Genomic DNA, 19,407 nt, shown 5'->3' with positions numbered 1-19,407 from the left:
GCCCGCCCGGGACGTCGTCTCTTTCGCGGGATCGCCTCCCGGCCGATGCTGGCGGTCAGGAGGAGACGTCCCATGAACGACATGACCCATCCGGCCCATCCGGTCGCCCGGATCGGCGAGACGGTGGCGCGCGGCCTCGTCGGCCACGCCGAGATGGTCGAGCGGTTGCTGGTCGCCCTGGTCGCCGGCGGGCACGTGCTGATCGAGGGCCCGCCGGGCATCGCCAAGACGCGCGCGGTCAAGCGCCTCGCGGCGGCGCTGCCCGGCAGCCACGCCCGCATCCAGTGCACGCCCGACCTGCTGCCGGCCGACCTCACCGGCACCCAGGTGTTCCGCCCCGAGACCGGCGGCTTCGACTTCGTGCCCGGTCCGCTGTTCCATTCGCTGGTGCTGGTCGACGAGATCAACCGGGCCCCGCCCAAGGTGCAGTCGGCGCTGCTCGAGGCGATGGCCGAGGGGCAGGTCACCACCGCCGGCGTCACCCGGCGCCTGCCCGAGCCCTTCATGGTGGTGGCGACCCAGAACCCGATCGAGCACGAGGGCACCTTCCCGCTGCCCGAGGCGCAGATGGACCGCTTCCTGCTCCACCTCTCGCTCGGCCTGCCGCAGGCGGAGGAGGAGCGCGCCATCCTCGACCTCGTCTCCGCCGAGCGCATGGCGCCGCCGCCGCTTCCCGCCGACCCGCTCGCCGCCGACGTGCTGATCGCCGCCAAGGCCTCGGCCGCGCAGGTCCACCTCGCCCCGGCGCTCAAGGATTTCATCGTCCGCCTCGTCATGGCCTCGCGGCCGGGCGGCGCGGTCGCCGAATGGGTCGAGCACCCGATCTCGCCGCGCGGCACGCTGGCGCTCGCCGCCGCGGTGCAGGCGCGCGCCTGGCTGAAGGGCCGCGACTACGCGCTGCCGGAGGACGCCGTCGCGCTCGCCCCCGACGCGCTCGCCCACCGGCTGATCCCGACCTGGGCGGCGGTCGGCGAGGGCCGCACCGGCCGCAGCCTCGTCGCCGACATCCTGGCGCGGGTCGAGCCGTGGTGAGCGCGGTCCTCGACGTTCCCGGCATCCGCCTCTCGGCCGCCGAGCTGCTGGCGCTGCGCGAGGCGTCGACCGGGCCGGACCGCGCGCGCCCGGCGACGCGCAAACCCGGCGCCGTCGCCGGCCGGCCGCCCGGGGCGGGCATGGACCTTCGCGAAATCCGCGCCTTTGCCGACGGCGACGACGCCCGCCGCATCGACGTCGCCGCCACCGCGCGCACCGGCACGCTGCACGTGCGCAGCTTCCACGAGGACCGCGACGACAGTCTCGTCCTCCTCGCCGACTTTCGCGCGCCGATGCTGTGGGGCACCGGCGCGGTGCTGCGCTCGGTCGCCGGCGCCCGCGGCCTCGCCTGCGCCGGCTGGCGCGCCGTCGCCCGCGGCGCATCGGTGGCCGGGCTCGCGGTCGGCGCCCATGGCGTCGCCGCCACCGGCCTGCGCACCGGCGTGTCGCAAATGGCCGCGATCGCCCGCCTGTTCGCCGCCGAGCACGACGCCGCCCTCGCCGCACCGGCCGCCGACCGTTCGCTCGGCGAGGCGCTCGCCCGCGCGGCGCGGCTCGCCCCGCCCGGCGCCGAGGTCGTGCTGGCGACCGGCCCGGACGGCGTCGCCGCCGACGACGAGGCGGCGCTCGCCCGTCTCGCCCGCCGGCGCCGCGTCACCCTGCTGCTGCCGCTCGATCCGCTCGACACCGCGCCGCCCGCCGCCGCGCTGCCGATCCGCGCCGGCGGCCTCGTCCGCCTCGCCCGCCTCGCGCCGTTCGACCGCGCGGCCCTCGCCGCGCGCCTCGGCCGGGCCAACGTCGCCCTGGAGACGATCGCGCCATGACGCCGTCCGAGCTGATCGCCGCCCTGCCGCCCGGCCGCCTGCCGCCGGCGCTGCTCGACCTCGGCCCCGCCGACCTCCTCGCCCTGTTCGGCGCCGGCCTCGTGCTCGCCGGTCTGGTCGCGGCGGCGGCCTCGCCGCTGCTGGCGCGCCGGCCGTCCTTCCGCGCCCGCCTCGCAGCCACCCGCGGCCTGCCACCGGCCGAGCGGGCGCTCGCGCTCGCCCGCCTCCTCGGCCACCTGCCGCCCGCGCTCCACGGCGTCGCCTACCGCGGCGAGCCGATCGCCGACGCCGCCTTCGAGCGGATCGCCCGCGCCGCCAAGCGGAGGCGCCGATGAGCCTCGCCTTTCCTCTCGCGCTGCTGCTGCTGCCGCTGCCGCTGCTGATCCGCCGGCTCATGCGACGCGACGGTGTCGCCGCGGCCGCGCTCGCGGTGCCCGGTGCCGCCTTTGCCGGCGCGCGGCCGGCCTCGGCGCGCGACGACGCCCTCGGCCTCGCCCTCGCCACCGCGGCGTGGGTCGCGCTGGTCGCCGCGCTGGCGGGGCCCGAGGTGCCGGCCGAGCGCGCCGTCGTCACCGCCTCCGGCCGAGAGATCGTGCTCGCGCTCGACCTTTCGGGCAGCATGGTCGCCGAGGACTTCGCCCTCGACGGCAAGCCGGTGTCGCGCCTCGACGCGGTCAAGCGGGTCGCCGCGCGCTTCGTCGCAGCGCGCCGCGGCGACAGCGTCGGCCTCGTCATCTTCGGCGACCGCCCCTATGTCGCGCAGCCGCCGACCTTCGACGTCGACGCCGTCGCCCGGGCGATCGAGGGTGCCCAGATCGGCATCTCCGGCCGCTCCACCGCCATTTCCGACGGCCTCGGCCTCGCGGCCAAGCGCCTCGTCGCCGGCGACGCCCGCACCAAGGTGATCGTGCTCCTGTCCGACGGCGTCGACACCGCCGGCAAGGTCGAGGCCACCGACGCCGCGGCGCTCGCCGCGCGCCACGGCATCCGCATCCACACCATCGCCCTCGGCCCGGAGGACCTCGAGACCGCGCCGCGCTCGCGCGACGCCGTCGACGCCGCCACCCTGCGCGCCGTCGCCGAGGCCGGCGGCGGCACCAGCTTCCGCGTCCGCACCATGGCCGACCTCGAGGCGATGGCGGCGAGCCTCGACGACCTCGAACCCAATCCGATGGACCGCCCGCCGGTGCGCGCCTTCCGCCCGCTCTGGACCTTTCCGGCGGCGGCCGCGGCCGTGCTGCTCGTGCTCGCCGCGTTCAGGAGGTCGGCATGACCGAGGCCTTCGTACTGCTCCGGCCGTGGTGGCTGCTCGTGCCGCCGGCCCTCGCGCTCCTCGCGCTCTGGAGCCGCCGCCGCGGCGCGCCGGCGGGCGGCTGGGAGCGGGTGATGCCGCCGACGACCCTCGCCGCCATGCGCCGGCTCGGCCATCTCGGCGCCGGCGATCCCCGCGCCGGCGTCGCCGCCCTCCTGGCCGCGGGGTTGGTCGGGATCGCCCTCGCCGGGCCGGCGGTGCCGCGCTCCGACGCGCCGCTGCTGGTCGAGAGCGGCGCCATCCTGATCGCCCTCGACCTCTCGCCCTCCGTCGCCGAGGGCCCGGCGCTCGCCGACGCCAAGGCGGCCGCCGCGAGCGTGCTCGCCGCCGGCGGCGGTCGTCCGGTCGGCCTGCTGCTCTACGCCGGCGAGGCCTACGAGGTCGCCGCGCCGACCGCCGATCCGGCCGTCCTCCAGAGCGACGTCGCCGTGCTCGGCCCGGGCACCATGCCCGGCGAGGGCAGCCGCCCCGCCGCAGGCCTCGCCCTCGCCCGCGAGATGCTGGCCGGCGAGCGCGACGCGGACGTCGTCCTGGTCACCGACGGCGGTGGCGTCGACGGCGCCGCGCTCGCCGAGGCCGGACGGCTGACCGCCGCCGGCGTCCGCCTCTTCGTCCTGACGCTCGACGGCGCGGCCGGGGAGGGCGCCGCCGGCGACGTCTCCGCGCTGACCCCGCTCGCCACCGCCGTAGCGCCGGCCCGCGCCGCCGATCCGGTGCTCGCCCGGCTCGGCGCCGGCGGCGGCCTCGACCGCGATCCCGCGCTGACGGCGCTGCGCTTCCGCGACCTCGGCCCCTTCGTCGCCGGCCTCGCGGCCTTTCCGCTGCTGTTGCTGTTCGCGAGGCGGCGATGAGACGCGCGCCCCTCGTCGTCCTCGCCGGCCTCGCCTGCGTCCTCGCGTCCGGTCCCGACGCCTGGGGCCGGCTCGCCCTCTGGTCCGGCCTGCCCGGCGCCGCGCCGCTCATGTCCGACCCCGCCGCCCGCGGCCTCGCGCTCTACCGCGCCGGCGACTACGCGGCCGCCGACGCCGCGCTCGCCGGCGCCGGCCGCGGCCAGACCTTCAACCGCGCGCTCACCCTTGCGGCGACCGGGAACTACGCCCTCTCGGTCGCCTATCTCGACGCCGTCCTGTTCGCCGATCCCGGCGACGCCGAGGCGGCCCGGCTGCGCGGCCTGATCGACGCCCTGGTGCCGAAGGTCGTCGGCGACAGCGTCGCGCCGGGCCGCCTCGCCGCCGTCGGCGGTGGCGCGGCTGCCGCGGGTGCCGGGGGGGCGCTGCCCTCGACCCCGGACCCCGAGTGGAAGAAGCCGATCGAGGCGCGCGGCTTCGTCGCCACCGACGCCTGGCTCGACACCATCACCGACGATCCCGGCGAGTTCCTCCGGCTTCGTCTCGAGAAGGAACACGAGCGGCGGGCCGGCCTCGGACTGATCCGGCCGCCGGAGGGCGACAGATGGTGATCCGCCGGACCTTCCTCGCCTCGGTCTTGCTCGCCCTCGCCTTGCTCGCCGCCCTGATCGGCGCGGCGCGGGCCGACGGCCTGCGCCTCGTGGTGCCGGACGTGACGCCCGTCGCCGGCGAGATGGTGCCGGTCACCGTCCGCGGCGAATACGACAGCACCATCACCCTGGAGAAGCTGGTCTTCCCGGATTCGCCCGCCTACGACTGGATCCAGGTCGCGCGCGACCGCTGGTGGGACGAGCGCATCGGCGGGCGGATGCTGAAGGTGTTCGAGCGCAAGATCGCGGTCTATCCGCGCCGCGCCGGCACGCTGGTGATCGGCCCGGTCGTCCACCACCTCACCGTGATCGGCCGCGACCGCCCGCGCGAGCCGCTCGACGTCACCGCCGAGCGGGTCCGGGTCCAGGTGGCGCCCTTCCCGGCGGAGGGCGAGCCGCTGGCGGCGCGCGCCCTCGAGGTCACGGACGAGCTCTCGGCCGCCCCGGGCTCGCTGCGCGACGGCGAGACCCTGGTCCGCCGAGTCGTCATCCGCGCCGAGGGCGCGCTGCCGCACCAGCTGCCGCCGCGCCCCGCCATGCGCGCGGCCTGGCTGATCACCTTCGCCGCCCCGGAGGAGCGCAAGGTCGACCTCACGTCGGACGGCCCCGTCACCACCGTCACCTGGCTCTGGAATCTCCGGCCGAAGACCGGCGAGCCCGGCGTGCTGCCGGCCTTCACCTTCCCCTGGTTCGACACCGGCGCCCGTATCCTGCGCAAGGCCGAGATCGCGGCGATCCCGTTCGGCTACGCCAGCTTCCGCGCCGGCCACGGCGGCGCCGACCGCCTGCCGCCCGGCAAGGTCGCCGTCGCCGCGGCGGCGACCGGGGCCGGATTCGCGGTCGGGCTCGCGGTCGCCGTCGCCGGCCTGTCGCTGCGCCGCCGCGCCGGTCTCGCCGCGGCCCTCCGCCGGCTGGTGCCCGTCGATCCCACCCGCGCCGCCCTGCGCCGCGCCGGCCGCGGCGGCGATCTCCTCGCCGTCCGCCGCGCCGCCGAGCGCCACCTCCGCCGCCGCGCCGCCCTCGGCCGTCCCGTCGACCGTGACGTGCTCGCGCCCCTCGACGCGGCGCTCTACGGCCCGGCCGTATCGGCGCTCACCCCCGCCGCCGCGGTCGAGCTGGTGCTGCGCGGCACTCGGCGACGTCCGCGGGCATGAACCCAAGGACGAGAGCCGGCGGGGCTCGACCGTGGGCTCGGCCGGGACTTGCGGCGCCTATCCGGCGGGCGGCATAAGGGGGCCGGCCGAGGCGAGCGCGCTCGGCGCGACCGGATCCGCGACGCCGTGACATCTCCCGCACCGCCGCCGCACGGCGCTTCCCGGCACCCGGGTGCCCTCGCCACCGGGGCCGTCGTGGCGCTGGTGCTGTTCGTCGCGCTGGTCGCGGTCAACTGGACGCTGATCCGCGGCGACCAGCTGCCGCGCGGCGACCTCGCCGACGACATGCTGTTGATGCAGCGGGCCGACCACGGTTGGTTGCTGACGGGCCACTATTCCAAATACGGTCCTAACCATCCCGGACCCTGGTTCCTGTCGGTTCGCCACCTCGCCGGCGTGCTCGCCGCTGGCGTCGCCGGCGGGCCGTTCGGCGCGCAGCTGTTCGGTACCTACGCCCTCTCCGCGGCCTTCCTCGGCCTGTTCGCCGGTCTCGTCCACCGGCTCGGCTCCCGGGTCGGGCTCGGCACGGCCGCCGCGGCCGCGACCGCGGCCATCGCCGCGGTCCTGGCGGTGCACCAACTCGGCGGCATCGACGGGTTCACGGGCAACACGTCCAGGCTGCGCGTCGCCTTCGCCAATCCGTGGATGCCCGACGCGCTGATCCTTCCCTTCGCGGCCTTCTGCGCGGCGCTGTTCCTGCTGGTCGAGGGATCGGCCGTGGGTCTCGTCGCCGCCACCTTCTGCGGCGCGGTCCTGGTCCACGGCTACGCGACGCTGCCGGTCGTGGTCGGGCCGCTGTGGCTGGGAGCGGTCGTCGCCGGAGCGCGGGCGCGCCGCGCCGCGGGACGCGGCTTTTTTCCCGCCTCCACCGTCGCAGCCGGCGCCGCGATCGTGGCGGCCTTCGCGGCGCCTCTGCTGGCCGACGCCGCGCTGAACCCCCCGGGCAACCTGTGGCGCATCGTCGAGACCGCCTCCCGTGGCGGGACCGGCGGCGGCCCGTCACCGCGGGAGGTCGTCGGTGCGCTCGCTCACCAGTGGCTCTCGTTGCGACCGCTGCCCTGGATCTGGCTCCTCGCCGGCCTCGTCGCGGCCGTCCTCGTCCCGGCCGCCCGGCCGCCGTCCGCGCGGGCGGCCGCGGTGGCGACGGCGGTCGCCGTCCTCGCCTTCGCCGCCTACCTGCGCTCGCCGGGCGGCATCGACGAATACCAGACCCGCGCCGTCTTCGGCATCGTGCCGGCGCTGGTCGCGGTGGCCGTGGTCGACGTGGTCGCCACCGCGGCAAGACGTTTCCACCCCGCGCCGTTGGTGCTGCTGGCGCTCACCGTCGCCGCCGCGCTGCCCGCCACCCGGTTCGCCACGCCCTGGGCATACCGTCCGTACGTCCGCCAACTCGCCGAGGCCGCCGCCCCCGAGGTGCCGCGCGGCGGAACGGTTTCGATCGACGGCCGGGGGCCCGGGATGCTCGCGGCGCTGTTCCTCGAGTTCGACCGGCTCGGCATCCGCGGCTGCAGCCGCACGACGCGTTTCGCCCACGTCCTGACCCGCGAGCGCATCTGCGACCCCGCCGCCCTGCCGCCGGTGGCCTACCGCCTCGTTCCGAACCTGCCCTGCCATCCCGACCAACCGCATCCGTCCGGCCGCTCGATCATGGTCTTCGGCGAGGAGGGCCCCGTCTGCCTGATCCTCGAGCGGATCGTCCCCGGCGAACCGCTGCCCGGGCTCGGCATCGGCGCTCCGCGGCGGGCGACACCGGCGGCCGGGCCGGCCGCGCCGCTCCCGGACCCCGCCGACGGGTTGCCGCCATGACGACCGGTCCTCGGCGCGTCGGTCCGCCGCCGCGAGCTCCGCTCGCACGCCGGCGCCTGTGAACGACGCGCCGGCGCGGGATCTTCCGCCCTTGCGGATCCGCCCGGCCGGTGCTTCCTGGACCCGATGGGCGGCAGCCGCCGCGCCCGGACCGGCCCCATGCGCACCGAAAGCTACAGCGACCACCCCCTCGAACCGCTCGCCGACGGCTGGTACCCGGTGACGCTGTCGCGCGACCTGCCGGCGGGCATGCCGATGCCGGTGGTGCTCGCCGGCCGCGAGATCGTGGTCTGGCGCGGCGAGGGCGGTGCCGTCCGCGCCTGGGTCGACCGCTGCCCGCATCGTGGCATGCGGCTGTCGCTCGGCTTCGTGCGCGGCGATACCCTGTCCTGCCTCTACCACGGCTGGCGCTACCGCGGCGCCGACGCCGGTTGCGAACTGATCCCCGCCCACCCGGACCTCGACCCGCCGAAGACCATCGCCGCCGAGCCCTACGCCGCGGCCGAGGCCGGCGGCGTGGTGTTCGTCCGTGCCGGCGAAACCGGCGACGAACCCGTGCCCGACGCCCCGCCGGACGGTCCCGCCGGATTTGTCGGGTCGGTGAGCGTCACCGTCGACGTCTCCGCCGCGATCCTCGCCGCCGCCGCGGCCGGTCTCGGCGAAGGCATCCGCGCCCTGGTCCAGCCGGTGCTTTCCGGCCGCGCCCGGCTCCACGTCACCGCCCGGCCGGACCGGCTGCGCGCCGCCGTGGTGCTCGCCGAGGGGCTGCGGCATCGTCTCGAGACGGCCCCGGCCGTCGCCGCGGAATGATGCCATGACCCTGACCCGCGACCGCGCCGCCCTCGACGACTGGTACGTCGTCGCCATCGCCGCCGACCTCTCGCCCGCCACCCCGCGCCGCACCCGCCTGCTCGGGGAGGACGTCGTGGTCACCCGCGGCGGCGACGGCCGGCCGGCCGTCACCTGCTCCGACGGCACCGCCGCCCGCGTCGCCGAGCACTACGGCTTCGTCTGGGCCAGCCTCGGCACGCCCGCGCGCGACCTGTTCCCGATCGCGGAGACCGCCGAGCCGGACCGCCGGCTGATCACCTGCGGCATGGTCGAGGTCGGCGCCTCCGGACTGCGCCTCGTCGAGAACTTCCTCGACATGGCGCATTTCCCCTTCGTCCACACCGATATCCTCGGCGCGCTCGACCGGCCGGAGGTCGAGAACTACCGCGCCGAGATCCGCACCGACGTCGACGAGGTCTGGGCGACCGACTGCCGCTTCTGGCAGCCGCACGCAGCCGCCGCCTCCACCGGCGGGCAGATGAGCCACTACGTCTACCGCGTCGTCACGCCCTTCAACGTGATGCTCTACAAGACCTGCCCGGTCGCGCCCGACCGCTTCGACGTCATCGCTCTGTTCATCCAGCCGGTCGCGCCGGACCGCTCGATCGCCTTCCCGCTGATGGTGCTGGTCGACCACACCACGTCCGACGAGGACATCGTGATGTTCCAGCAAAAGATCTTCCTGCAGGACCGCATCATCCTCGAGAACCAGCGCCCGCGCACGCTGCCGCTCGAGCCGCGTGCCGAGATCCCGACCCGCGCCGACCTCTCCTCGGTCGCCTACCGCCGCTGGCTCAAGGCCAAGGGCCTGCGCTACGGCTCGTTCGAGTACCGGGAGGCCGGGGCGTGACGATCGTCCTCCACAACCACGACCTCCTCGCCGACGCCTACGCGATCCGGCTTTTCCTCGCCCTCGCGGGGATCCCCCACGACACGCGCACGGTGGCGATCCTGCCCGGCGACGGCGCCGACACGCCGGCCTATCGGGCGCTCGCCCCGGCCGGCACGGTGCCGACCCTGGTCGACGGCGACGTCGTGCTGACACGCCCGGTCGCGATGCTGGTCCATCTCGCCGAGCGCCGCGCCCCCGCCGGCTGGCTGCCGGCCGAACCGGCCGCCCGCGCCGCGGTGTTCGACTGGCTCGCCTTCGCCGCCGGCGATCTCCGTGCCCTGGAGGACGCCAGGCTCCGCGCCATGTTCGGCCGCCCGTCCGAACTCGCCGATCCCCTCGCCGCCGCCCGTGCCGCCTTCCGCGTCCTCGAGGGCCATCTCGTGCGCCGGACCCTCGACGGTTTCGCGACCGTCGCCGGCGACCGCCCGACCATCGCCGACGTCGCGCTGTTCCCGGCGGTGGCGCTCGCCGCCGACGCCGGGCTCGGCATGGAGGAGTTCCCGCGCCTCGCGATCTGGGCCAGGGGCATCCACGCCCTGCCGGGCTTCGTCACCATGCCGGGTGTGCGCGAAGTCGTCTGATCCCGCGCCCGCCGGCTCACATCGCCAGCGGACAGATGAACGGCCCCGCAGTGTCCTCGAGCACGGCCGCGATCGCGAGGGCGCGGATCTCGTGGAAGCCCGGGACGTTGACCTGGACGCCGATCGGCAGGCCGTCGGCGGAGAGGCCGCAGGACACGGAGACCGCCGCGAGGTCGACGAAGTTGGCGAAGCGGGTGAGTACCGCCGGGCTGGCGTCGGGGTCGTGGCCGGCGAGCGGGATCGCCGGATGCGCGGTGGTCGGCGTCACGATGGCGTCGACGCGCTCGAACAGCGCGGCGACCCGGCGCCGCGCGGCGTCGCGGTCGGCGAGCGTGCGCAGGAAATCCGGCGCCGGCAGGCGCTTGCCGTCGAGCATGCGCCGACGCACGGCCGGGCCGAGCCGGTTCGGCTCCTCCTCGGCGAAGGCGCCGAAGTTCATGTAGGCCTCCACCGCCAGCAGTTGGCCGCAGGGGGCGGCGAAGTCGGCCATCGAGCGGCCGAGATCGACCGGCACCAGGACCGCACCGGCGCGCGCCAGCACGTCGAGCATCGCGCGGAACGTCGCGGCCGTGTCCGGATGGAGCGCGACGCCGAGGTTCTCGACGATGCCGATCCGGAGCCCGCGCGGCGACGGCACCGCCCCCGCGGCGAGCGCGGCCAACTCGTCACCTGCCGCGAGAGCGGCCAATCCGTCTCTGGCTACCAGCGCGGCCGGGCCGCCGCCGGCGAGGCGCTCGGGATCGGCGAGCACCGACAGCGCGAGCGCGGCGTCGGCCACCCGCCGGGCCAGCGGACCGACGGTGTCGAGCGGGGTCGACAGCGTCATCGCCCCGCGCTTGTCGACGAGGCCGGCGGTGGTCTTCAGGCCGACGACGCCGCAGAAGCTGGCCGGCAGGCGGATCGAGCCGCCGGTGTCGGTGCCGAGCGCCAGCGGCACCAATCCGGCCGCCACCGCGACGCCGGACCCGTTGGAGGAGCCGCCGGGCACGAGCGGCGTCGCGGTGTCCCAGGGATTGAGCGGCGTGCCGAGCGTCTCGTTGGTGCCCCAGCCGCCGAAGGCGTATTCGACCGTCGCGGTCTTGCCGACGACGACCGCCCCGGCCGCCTCGAGCCGCTCCACCGCCGCGGCCGAGCGCGCGGCGACCGCGGCGCCCACGCGGGTGAGCGACCCGCCCCCGGTCGGCGCGCCGGCGACATCGAGCACGTCCTTGATCGCCACCGGCACGCCGAACAGCGGCCCCTTCGGCACGCCGAGCGCGGCGCGGCGGTCGAGCCGGCGGGCGTCGGCGAGGGCGCGCTCGGGATCGACGCGGACGAAGGCGTGGAGCAGCGGGTCGAGCCGGTCGATCCGCGCCAGCGCGTCGGCGACCGCCGCCTCGGCGGAACGGTCGTCGCGGCCGGCGGCGAGCGGGGCGGGGGCGGACATGGCGAGGTCTCCGGTACGGGGTCGGCGGCGCGGACGTCGGCGGCGCCAGACTGGCCGGAAGCGCGAGCGCGATCAACCGCTTCGGCGTTCCCCGCGCCCGCTCCCGTTCACGCCTCTTCGCGGTCCCCGATCGCCGGTGCGCCCGAGGCGGCGGCGAGGAAGCGCTCCTCCCACCAGGTGAACAGCACGTCGCGCAGCGCCGCGTCGTCGTCACCGCCGTGGACCGGATGGCGCAGCGCCTCGAACATCGCCCGTTCCTCGGCCGACAGCGCGACGGGGATCCCGGTGACGGCGAGCGGCACGTTGGTGAAGGCCGGCACGTAGGCGGGATCGCGCACCAGCGCCCGGTCCGCCTTGACGGCGGGGACGCGGAAGTCGCTCGGCTTGCGCTGGCTGCGCAGGATCGGCGTCGGCGGCACCGCGGCGAGCTCGGCGTCGGTCGCCTCGTATACCTCTAGCCGGATCGGCTTCAGGCCGAAATTGCTGGTGCGCATGATGTCGGCGCCGCAGACGTTGGCGACGGCGAGCACGTCGGCGAGCGCGAGCAGGTCGACGTGGTCGCCGGCGGTCGAGGTCTGCCGGGTGATGGTGGCGCGGCCGTCGAGGGTCACCTCGGTGCACATGAACAGGTTGAAGCTGTCGTGCACGTCGTCCGGGGTCAGGCCGTATTCGCGCTGCGCCTCGGCCTGGATGTCCTGGCAGTTGGTGTGGGCGTCGAAGCCGTAGGCGCTCTCGTAGAGGTAGGCGCTGCAGCGCGGGAACAGGACGTCGTTGCGGCCGTAGGTGTCGGCGAGGATGTACATCAGCGCCCGTTCGCGAGGCGGCTGCGACCACAGGAACGAGCCGCGGGTCGGGTTGAAGCCGTGCACCGTGCGGGTGCGGCCGCAATGCATGTATTCCTTGTAGTCGTGCAGGTTGAAGCAGTTGAAGTCGACGCACTGGCCGCCGTCGACCTGCTCGACGCGGAGGATCTGGCCGGCGCGGATCTCCAGCGCCTTGCCGGTGCCCGGCTCCAGCATCCAGGTCAGGATCGGCTGCCGGCTCATCGCGCCACCCCGCGCTTCTCGGCGAGTTCGCGCAGCGCGAGCCGCACCAGGCTCTCGCGATCCGGCGCGACGCCGCGGGTGACCGTGCGGTCGACCAGTTCGAGCTGCTGCTGGTTCAGGTGCAGGACGATCCTGTCCGTCGTCATCGCCGGTCCCCTCCGTTCTCGGATACCGATGATGCGCGATCAGGTATACGTGCGGAAGCGCAAATTCTGGTCACCGCCTGCCGCATCTTTCCGCATCCAGCACGCTTGCCCGCTACGATCACGTATACCAAGATTGGGACCAGGAGATCGCTGACCCATGTCGAAACCCGCCACCCGTGTCGACGTCGCCGTCGTGGCACTGCGTCAGGCCATCATCGAACAGGCGCTGCTGCCCGGCACCAAGCTGCCGGAGGACGAGATCGGCGCCCATTTCGGCATGAGCCGTACGCTCGTCCGCGCCGCGCTCGCCCGACTCCAGGCCGAGGGGCTGGTCGACGCCCGGCCGAAGCGCACCGCCGCCGTCGCCCAGCCGAGCCTCGAGGAGGCCCGTCAGGTCTTCGAGGTGCGCCGCGCCCTCGAGCGCGAGGCGGTCCGCCTCGTGGTCCGGCGCTGGAAACCGGAATACGGAGCCGAGCTCGAGGGCCACGTCCGCGAGGAGGACGCCGCCAAGGCGCGCGGCGACGAGCGCGTCTCGATCCGCCTCGCCGGCGAGTTCCACACCCGCCTCGCCGCCATGTCCGGCAACGCGCTCCTCGAGCGCTACCTCTCCGAGGTGGTGTCGCGCTGCTCGCTGATCCTGGCGCTCTACGGCCGGCCGCACTCTTCCGACTGCGCCATCCACGAACACTCCGAGATCATCGCCGCGCTGCGCGGCGGCGACGCCGACGCGGCGATCCGGCTGATGGACCATCACGTCGGCTCGGTCGAGCGCCGCGCCCTGTTCGACGACGACGCCCCCGAACCCGACCTCGGCGCCGTGCTGTCGCGCTACGCCGGCGAGATCCTGAACCGCGGCCGCGACACGGTGCCGCTGCGCCCCGCGACCCGGAAGGCGGCGAAATGACCGAGCGTCCCGGCCACGTCCACTTCGACTTCGCCGCCCTCGGCGCGCGCGACCGCTACAAGCTCCTGATCGGCACGGTGATCCCGCGCCCGATCGCCTTCGTCACCACGGTCGACCGCGAGGGCCGCGTCAACGCCGCGCCCTACAGCTTCTTCAACTGCCTGTCGTCCGACCCGGCCATCCTCGCCCTCGGCGTCGAGAACAAGGCGGACATGAGCTTCAAGGACACCGCCGCCAACGTGCGCGAGACCGAGGAGTTCACCGTCAACATCGTCGACGACGCCCTGCTCGACGCCATGAACGTCTGCGCGGTGCCGTTCCCGCCGGGCGTCGACGAACTCGCCGCCGCCGGCCTCACCGCCGTGCCCGGTACCCACGTCTCCTGCCCCCGCATCCTCGAGGCGCCGGCATCGCTCGAATGCCGGCGCTACCTGACGCTCGAGGTCGGCCGCTCGCGCGAGATCATCATGGGCGAGGTGCTCGGCGTCTTCATCCGCGAGGGCGCGGTCGACGCCGTCAGCAAGCACGTCGACCAGCGCCTGATGGACGCGATCGGGCGGCTCGGCGGTCACGGCTACGCCCGCACGCGCGATCAGTTCGACCTACCGACCATGTCGGTCGAGGAATGGGAGAGGCGGCGGGCCGACGGCCCGTCCGCGAGCGGCCGGGGCGACTGACCCCGAGCCGGCCGAAACGAGCGTCGCGGGCCGACGCGGCAAGGCCGCCGCACCGGTTCGCGGCGGTGGAATACCGGGACGTCCGACGGACCCGTCCGCGCGACCTCGCGTCGCCGCGGCGACGGCGACGCTCGTCCGCCCGGCGAGGACCCGAGACGACCACGAGCGATCACCAGAGGGGGACTTCCATGACGCATCAAAGCATGACCCGCCGCCACTTCGTCGCCTCCGCGGCGGCCGGCGCCCTCGTCCTCGCCGGCGGCCTGCGCGCCCGCGCCGCCGAGGGGCTCACCATCGGCATGATCTACGTCGGCCCGCGCGACGACTTCGGCTGGAACCAGGCCCACGCGGTCGGCGCCAAGGCATTGAAGGAGCTGTCGGGCGTCACCGTGGTCGAGGAGGAGAACGTGCCGGAGACGGTCGCGGTCACCCAGACCATGGAATCCATGATCAACCTCGACGGCGCCAAGCTCTTGTTCCCGACCTCCTTCGGCTATTTCGACCCCTTCATGATCGAGGCGGCGAAGAAGTTCCCGGACGTCGAGTTCCGCCACCCGACCTCGCTGTGGGACGCCAAGAAGCACCCGGCCAACCTCGGCGGCTACTTCTGCTACCTCGACCAGGCCCACTTCGTGAACGGCGTCGCCGCCGGACTCTCCACGAAGACCAACAAGCTCGGCTTCGTCGCCGCCAAGCCGATCTCGCTGGTGCTGCGCAACGTCAACGCCTTCCTGCTCGGCGCCCGCTCGGTCAACCCGAAGGCCACGGTCAACCTGATCATCACCGGCGAATGGTCGCTGCCGGTCCGCGAGGCCGAGGCCGCCAACGCGCTGATCGACGCCGGCTGCGACGTGATCGCCTGCCACGTCGACAGCCCGAAGGTGGTGGTCGAGACTGCCGAGGGCCGCGGCGCCATGACCTGCGGCCACAACGCCGACCAGTCGTCGCTCGCCCCGCGCGGCTTCGTCACCGGTGCCGAACTGAAGTGGGCGACGGTCTACACCGCCTACGCCGGCATGATCGCGCGTGGCGAGAAGCTGCCGAACGTCAACGAGGGCGGCTACGACAAGGACATGGTGCAGAGCACAGCCTTCGGCGCCGGCGCCACCGAAGAGGCCAAGGCGGCTTCCACCAAGGCGATCGCGGCGCTGAAGGGCGGCGCGCCGATCTTCGTCGGCCCGCTGAAGGACAACAAGGGCAACACCGTCATCGAGGGCACGCTCGGCCTCTACGACGGCGCGCTCTGGGGCACCGACTACCTGCTCGAGGGCATCGTCGGCTCGATCACCTGACGGGGACGACGTGCAGCGGGCTCGGCCGACGGCCGGGCCCGCAGGGGGAACGGGTGGCGGAACGCGGCCCGGGACGGCCGTGTCGGCGATACCCCTCCCGATCGGGTTGGTCCGCGCAGGCGGACCATCCACGTCACGACGGGGCTACCCGGCCGGGATGAAAAGGCGTGAGCGGAACACCGTGGATGGTCCGCCTGCGCGGACCAAGCCTGGACATGGGACCGGTCCGCCCCTCGCCCTCACCGGCCGTCGAGCAGGCGGCGGGCGATGACCTGGGCCTGGATCTCGGCGGCACCCTCGAAGATGTTGAGGATGCGGGCGTCGCAGAGGATGCGGCTGACGGTGTACTCGAGCGCGAAGCCGTTGCCGCCGTGGATCTGCAGGGCGTTGTCGGCGGCGGCCCAGGCGACGCGGGCGCCGAGTAGCTTGGCCATGCCGGCCTCGAGGTCGCAGCGCTTGTCGTGATCCTTCTGGCGCGCCGAGAAATAGGTCAGCTGGCGGGCGATGTTGACCTCGACCGCCATCATCGCCAGCTTGTCGGCGACGCGCGGGAACTCGATCAGCGGCTTGCCGAACTGGACGCGCTCCTGGGCGTAGGCGAGGCCGACGTCCAGCGCAGACTGGGCGACGCCGACGGCGCGCGCCGCGGTCTGGATCCGCGCGCTCTCGAAGGTCTGCATCAGCTGCTTGAAGCCCTGGCCGGTGACGCCGCCGAGCAGGTTGGCCGCCGGCACGGCGAAGCCGTCGAAGGCGATCTCGTATTCCTTCATGCCGCGGTAGCCGAGCACTTCGATCTCGCCGCCGGAAATGCCCTCGGCCGGGAACGGCACCTCGTCGCTGCCGCGCGGCTTCGGCGCCAGGAACATCGACAGGCCGCGGTAGTCGGTGGTGTCCGGCTCGGTGCGGGCGAGCACGGTCATCACGTCGGCGCGGACCGGGTGGGTGATCCAGGTCTTGTTGCCGGTGATCTTCCAGACGTCGCCGTCCTTCACCGCGCGGGTGCGGAGCGAGCCGAGGTCGGAGCCGGTGTTCGGCTCGGTGAAGACGGCTGTCGGCAGCACCTCGCCGGAGGCGATCTTCGGCAGCCATTCCGCCTTCTGGGCGTCGGTGCCGCCGCACAGGATCAGCTCGGCGGCGATCTCGGAACGGGTGCCGAGCGAGCCGACGCCGATGTAGGCGCGCGACAGCTCCTCGGAGACCACGCACATGGACTCCTTGCCGAGCCCGAGGCCGCCGAATTCCTCGGGGATGGTCAGCCCGAACACACCGAGCGCGGCGAGCTTGTCGATCACCTCGAGCGGAATGTAGGCGTTGGCGAGGTGCCACTCGTGGGCGTGCGGCAGCACCTCCTCCTCGGCGAAGCGGCGCATCTCGGCCCGGAAGGCCTCCATGGTCTCGTCGAGGCCGGAGTCGCCGACGATCTCGGCCGCGGTCTTGCGGCGCATGGCGTCGACGACGACGCGGCGCACGGCCGGCCGGGAGCCGCTCTCGATCAGGCTCGCGGCGGCGGCGCCGCGGGCGCGCTCGGCGGTGCGGGCGTCGACGCCGAGGTCGGCGAGGCGCACGATCTCGCCCTGGTTCATCGGGATGCCGCCGAAGATCTGCGCCAGGTACTCGGCCGCGCCGATCTCGACCAGCGCCTCCTCGACCGGGCCGTAGCGGCCGGCCTCGCCGAGCCGGTCGGCGTAGGAGACCAGCTGGCGCAGGCTCTCGACGTAGGTGGCGAACCAGGCGAGGCCGTGGGCGGCGCGCTGCTCGCGCTCCAGCGCCTCGGCCGACAGCTTGCCGCCGACCAGCACCTTGGCGCGGACGGCGTCGGTCGCCGCGACGAGCAGATCCTCGATCGCGGGCAGGGCTTCGGCCAGCCGATCGCGGACGGTGGCCGTGGATGCGGTCAGCGGAGCGGCAGCGCTCATCGGGCGTTCCTCGAGAGGGGTTTTCGTGCGGCGCAAAATGGGGGCAAAGGTCGAGCGGCCTCAATGCATCTTTGGTAAGGGTGACCGAAAGGACAGCTGAAGCCGATCGCCCCCGACCCGCGTTACAATGGTGCGGCGGTGCGATACGGGGAGGTCGGATGAAGAGACTGCGACGCTCTTTCGCAATCGTCTGGCGGGCGATCGACCTGTTCACCGCCACCGACGGCTGGGCGATCGCCAGCCACGTCGCCCTGACGTCGCTGATGGCGATCTTTCCGTTCCTGATCTTCCTGACCGCGGTCGCCGCCTTCTTCGACATGAGCGACCTCGCCCGCACCGTGGTCGAACTGCTGTTCGAGTCGGTGCCCGAGCGCGTCGCCGGCCCGATCGCCGCCGAGGTCAAGAACGTGCTGCTGATCCCGCGCGGCGACGTGCTCACCTTCGGCGTCGGCCTCGCGGTCTACTTCGCCTCCTCGGGCGTCGAGGCGCTGCGCGTCGGCCTCAACCGCGCCTACGGCTGCGTCGAGCACCGCTCCTTCCTGCTGCTGCGCCTCGAGAGCATCGTCTTCGTCCTGCTCGGCACAGTCGTCCTGCTGACGCTCGCCTTCCTGGTGGTACTGACGCCGGTGATCTGGAACGCCGTCACGCGCTACGCCCCGCAACTGCACGAGTTCGAGCGCTCCTTCGATCTCGTGCGCTACGCCGTGACGGTGGTGGTGCTCGGGATCGGGCTCGTGGTCGCCCATCTCTGGATCCCGGCGGGGCGGCGGCGGATGCGCGACGTCATGCCCGGCGTCGGCCTGACGCTCGGCGCCTGGATCGTCGGCGGCGTCGGCTTCGCCACCTACATCTCCAACTTCGCCAACTACGCCTCCACCTACGCCGGCCTCGCCGGCGTGATGACCGCGCTGGTCTTCCTCTACCTGATCGCCGCGATCCTCTTGTTCGGCGCCTCGGTCAACGCCGCCAAGATCGAGCTGCGCGCCGAGCGCGAGATGGCCCGGCAGATGGCCGAGGCGGGTGCGGGAGCCACGCCCTCCGGCGGCTCGCCGGACTGATCGTCACGCCGTCGTGCGTTTCACCCCGCGCGTCGCCACCAGAACCGCCGCCACCACCAGCGCGGTGCCGACCAGTTGGATCGCGCCGAGCGTCTCGTCGAACAGCAGGTAGGCGAAGCCGAGCGTCGTCGGCGGCACCAGATAGAAAAGCGTCGCCACCCTCGACGCGGCACCGTGCCGCATCATGGCGAGCAGCAGCATCACCGCCCCGATCGACAGCATCAGCACCAGCCAGGCGATCACCAGGGCGAGTTGCAGCGACGGCACGTAGGAGAAGCCCTCGGCCACGGCCATCGGGATGCCGATCACCGAGGCGCCGACGAACTGCAGCGCCGTGCCGGTGACGAGGTCGCAGCCCGAGGCGAAGCGCTTGGCGTAGACCGTGCCGAGCGAGATCGCCGCGACGGCCCCGAGCGCCACCGCGACCACCACCGGCGACAGCCCGTCGAAGCCGGTCAGCTTCGGCCACAGCACCAGCGCGACGCCGACGAGCCCGAGCGCGAGGCCGCCGACATGCGCCGCGGCGACCCGCTCGCCGATCAGGGCGCGCGCGAAGAAGGCCGTCAGCACCGGCTGCAGCCCGACCACCAGCCCAGCGAAGCCGGCGGGCAGGCCGTGCTTCACCGCCCAGAAGATGCCGCCGAGATAGAGCCCGTGGATCAGAGCGCCGGCGACCATCGCGTGCACGGCCGTCCGCGCGTCCGGCCAGCGCCGCTTCAGCACCGTCGCCGCGAGCGCCAGGATCGGGATCACGAACAGGAAGCGGATCGCCAGCAGCGAGAACGGCCCGGCGACCGGCGCGCCGTATTTCGCGGCGATGAAGCCGGTCGACCACAGCGCCACGAAGACGGCCGGCGCGACCTTCAGGAACGGGGGCTCGGCGTCGGTGGCGACGGCGGGTGAGGCGAGGGCGGCGCGGGACATCGGGGGATCCGGTGGGAGGACGGAGAGCCATACGGCGGGACCTCCGCCCGGCGCAAGCGCCGTTCCGACCGTCGTCGACCGGCGGCCG

At 74.3% G+C, this 19,407-nt stretch carries 20 protein-coding genes; 15 read left to right on the top strand and 5 right to left on the bottom strand.

Annotated elements, in window-relative coordinates:
- Nucleotides 1–72 precede the first annotated feature (72 nt).
- From EDD54_RS13970 to EDD54_RS13920, 11 genes are all read left to right on the top strand, one after another.
- Nucleotides 73–1,032: an AAA family ATPase gene (locus EDD54_RS13970; RefSeq protein ID WP_126540168.1), complete on the top strand. Its 960-nt coding sequence runs from the start codon at nt 73–75 to the stop codon at nt 1,030–1,032.
- Complete coding sequence (locus tag EDD54_RS13965) at nt 1,029–1,856, top strand: DUF58 domain-containing protein (protein WP_245515771.1); 828 nt, start codon at nt 1,029–1,031, stop codon at nt 1,854–1,856. Before EDD54_RS13970 ends, EDD54_RS13965 begins: the two co-directional genes overlap by 4 nt.
- A complete protein-coding gene (locus EDD54_RS13960; protein WP_126540166.1) occupies nt 1,853–2,191 on the top strand; it encodes a hypothetical protein in 339 nt (112 codons plus the stop codon). Before EDD54_RS13965 ends, EDD54_RS13960 begins: the two co-directional genes overlap by 4 nt.
- Nucleotides 2,188–3,129 carry a VWA domain-containing protein gene (locus EDD54_RS13955; RefSeq protein ID WP_126540164.1) on the top strand — a complete coding sequence of 314 codons (942 nt, stop codon included), beginning with the start codon at nt 2,188–2,190 and terminating at the stop codon, nt 3,127–3,129. The genes EDD54_RS13960 and EDD54_RS13955 overlap by 4 nt, the downstream gene beginning before the upstream one ends.
- On the top strand, nt 3,126–4,019 hold the full coding sequence (locus EDD54_RS13950) for a VWA domain-containing protein (protein WP_126540162.1): 894 nt from the start codon (nt 3,126–3,128) through the stop codon (nt 4,017–4,019). The genes EDD54_RS13955 and EDD54_RS13950 overlap by 4 nt, the downstream gene beginning before the upstream one ends.
- Nucleotides 4,016–4,627: a hypothetical protein gene (locus tag EDD54_RS13945; RefSeq protein WP_126540160.1), complete on the top strand. Its 612-nt coding sequence runs from the start codon at nt 4,016–4,018 to the stop codon at nt 4,625–4,627. Before EDD54_RS13950 ends, EDD54_RS13945 begins: the two co-directional genes overlap by 4 nt.
- On the top strand, nt 4,621–5,820 hold the full coding sequence (locus EDD54_RS13940; protein ID WP_126540158.1) for a BatD family protein: 1,200 nt from the start codon (nt 4,621–4,623) through the stop codon (nt 5,818–5,820). Before EDD54_RS13945 ends, EDD54_RS13940 begins: the two co-directional genes overlap by 7 nt.
- A gap of 126 nt (nt 5,821–5,946) precedes the next feature.
- The gene (locus EDD54_RS13935; RefSeq protein WP_126540156.1) at nt 5,947–7,626 is read left to right on the top strand and encodes a hypothetical protein; all 1,680 of its coding nucleotides are present in this window, start codon (nt 5,947–5,949) and stop codon (nt 7,624–7,626) included.
- Nucleotides 7,627–7,785: 159 nt separating this feature from the next.
- Nucleotides 7,786–8,436, top strand: a complete 651-nt coding sequence (locus EDD54_RS23235) for a Rieske 2Fe-2S domain-containing protein (protein WP_207620585.1) — start codon at nt 7,786–7,788, stop codon at nt 8,434–8,436.
- Between the two features lie 4 nt (nt 8,437–8,440).
- Entirely contained in the window at nt 8,441–9,307 is an 867-nt protein-coding gene (locus EDD54_RS13925; RefSeq protein ID WP_126540154.1) for an aromatic ring-hydroxylating oxygenase subunit alpha, read from the top strand.
- On the top strand, nt 9,304–9,930 hold the full coding sequence (locus tag EDD54_RS13920) for a glutathione S-transferase family protein (RefSeq protein ID WP_126540152.1): 627 nt from the start codon (nt 9,304–9,306) through the stop codon (nt 9,928–9,930). The genes EDD54_RS13925 and EDD54_RS13920 overlap by 4 nt, the downstream gene beginning before the upstream one ends.
- Nucleotides 9,931–9,946: 16 nt before the next feature.
- Here the strand turns inward: EDD54_RS13920 and EDD54_RS13915 are convergent, their stop codons facing one another.
- The 3 genes from EDD54_RS13915 to EDD54_RS13905 all read right to left on the bottom strand — a co-directional run bounded on the left by EDD54_RS13915 (nt 9,947) and on the right by EDD54_RS13905 (nt 12,548).
- Entirely contained in the window at nt 9,947–11,356 is a 1,410-nt protein-coding gene (locus EDD54_RS13915) for an amidase (RefSeq protein WP_126540150.1), read from the bottom strand.
- Between the two features lie 107 nt (nt 11,357–11,463).
- Nucleotides 11,464–12,402 carry a DUF1989 domain-containing protein gene (locus tag EDD54_RS13910; protein WP_126540148.1) on the bottom strand — a complete coding sequence of 313 codons (939 nt, stop codon included), beginning with the start codon at nt 12,400–12,402 and terminating at the stop codon, nt 11,464–11,466.
- A complete protein-coding gene (locus EDD54_RS13905; protein WP_126540146.1) occupies nt 12,399–12,548 on the bottom strand; it encodes a ribbon-helix-helix protein, CopG family in 150 nt (49 codons plus the stop codon). The genes EDD54_RS13910 and EDD54_RS13905 overlap by 4 nt, the downstream gene beginning before the upstream one ends.
- A 157-nt stretch (nt 12,549–12,705) precedes the next feature.
- Here EDD54_RS13905 and EDD54_RS13900 point away from each other — a divergent pair, with 157 nt between their 5' ends.
- The 3 genes from EDD54_RS13900 (at nt 12,706) to EDD54_RS13890 (ending at nt 15,421) form a co-directional block, all read left to right on the top strand.
- Nucleotides 12,706–13,452, top strand: a complete 747-nt coding sequence (locus EDD54_RS13900) for a GntR family transcriptional regulator (protein WP_126540144.1) — start codon at nt 12,706–12,708, stop codon at nt 13,450–13,452.
- Nucleotides 13,449–14,129 carry a flavin reductase family protein gene (locus EDD54_RS13895; RefSeq protein ID WP_126540142.1) on the top strand — a complete coding sequence of 227 codons (681 nt, stop codon included), beginning with the start codon at nt 13,449–13,451 and terminating at the stop codon, nt 14,127–14,129. The genes EDD54_RS13900 and EDD54_RS13895 overlap by 4 nt, the downstream gene beginning before the upstream one ends.
- A 188-nt stretch (nt 14,130–14,317) precedes the next feature.
- A complete protein-coding gene (locus tag EDD54_RS13890) occupies nt 14,318–15,421 on the top strand; it encodes a BMP family ABC transporter substrate-binding protein (protein WP_126540140.1) in 1,104 nt (367 codons plus the stop codon).
- A gap of 239 nt (nt 15,422–15,660) precedes the next feature.
- Here EDD54_RS13890 and EDD54_RS13885 read toward each other — a convergent pair whose 3' ends face one another.
- Nucleotides 15,661–17,337, bottom strand: a complete 1,677-nt coding sequence (locus EDD54_RS13885) for an acyl-CoA dehydrogenase family protein (protein ID WP_126540138.1) — start codon at nt 17,335–17,337, stop codon at nt 15,661–15,663.
- Between the two features lie 158 nt (nt 17,338–17,495).
- Here EDD54_RS13885 and EDD54_RS13880 point away from each other — a divergent pair, with 158 nt between their 5' ends.
- Entirely contained in the window at nt 17,496–18,395 is a 900-nt protein-coding gene (locus EDD54_RS13880; protein WP_126540136.1) for a YihY/virulence factor BrkB family protein, read from the top strand.
- A 3-nt stretch (nt 18,396–18,398) separates the two neighbouring features.
- Here EDD54_RS13880 and EDD54_RS13875 read toward each other — a convergent pair whose 3' ends face one another.
- The gene (locus tag EDD54_RS13875; RefSeq protein ID WP_126540134.1) at nt 18,399–19,319 is read right to left on the bottom strand and encodes a DMT family transporter; all 921 of its coding nucleotides are present in this window, start codon (nt 19,317–19,319) and stop codon (nt 18,399–18,401) included.
- Nucleotides 19,320–19,407 lie beyond the last annotated feature (88 nt).

The organism is Oharaeibacter diazotrophicus (assembly GCF_004362745.1).
Taxonomy (GTDB): Bacteria; Pseudomonadota; Alphaproteobacteria; order Rhizobiales; family Pleomorphomonadaceae; genus Oharaeibacter; species Oharaeibacter diazotrophicus.
This window is presented reverse-complemented; position numbering and strand designations above follow the sequence as displayed.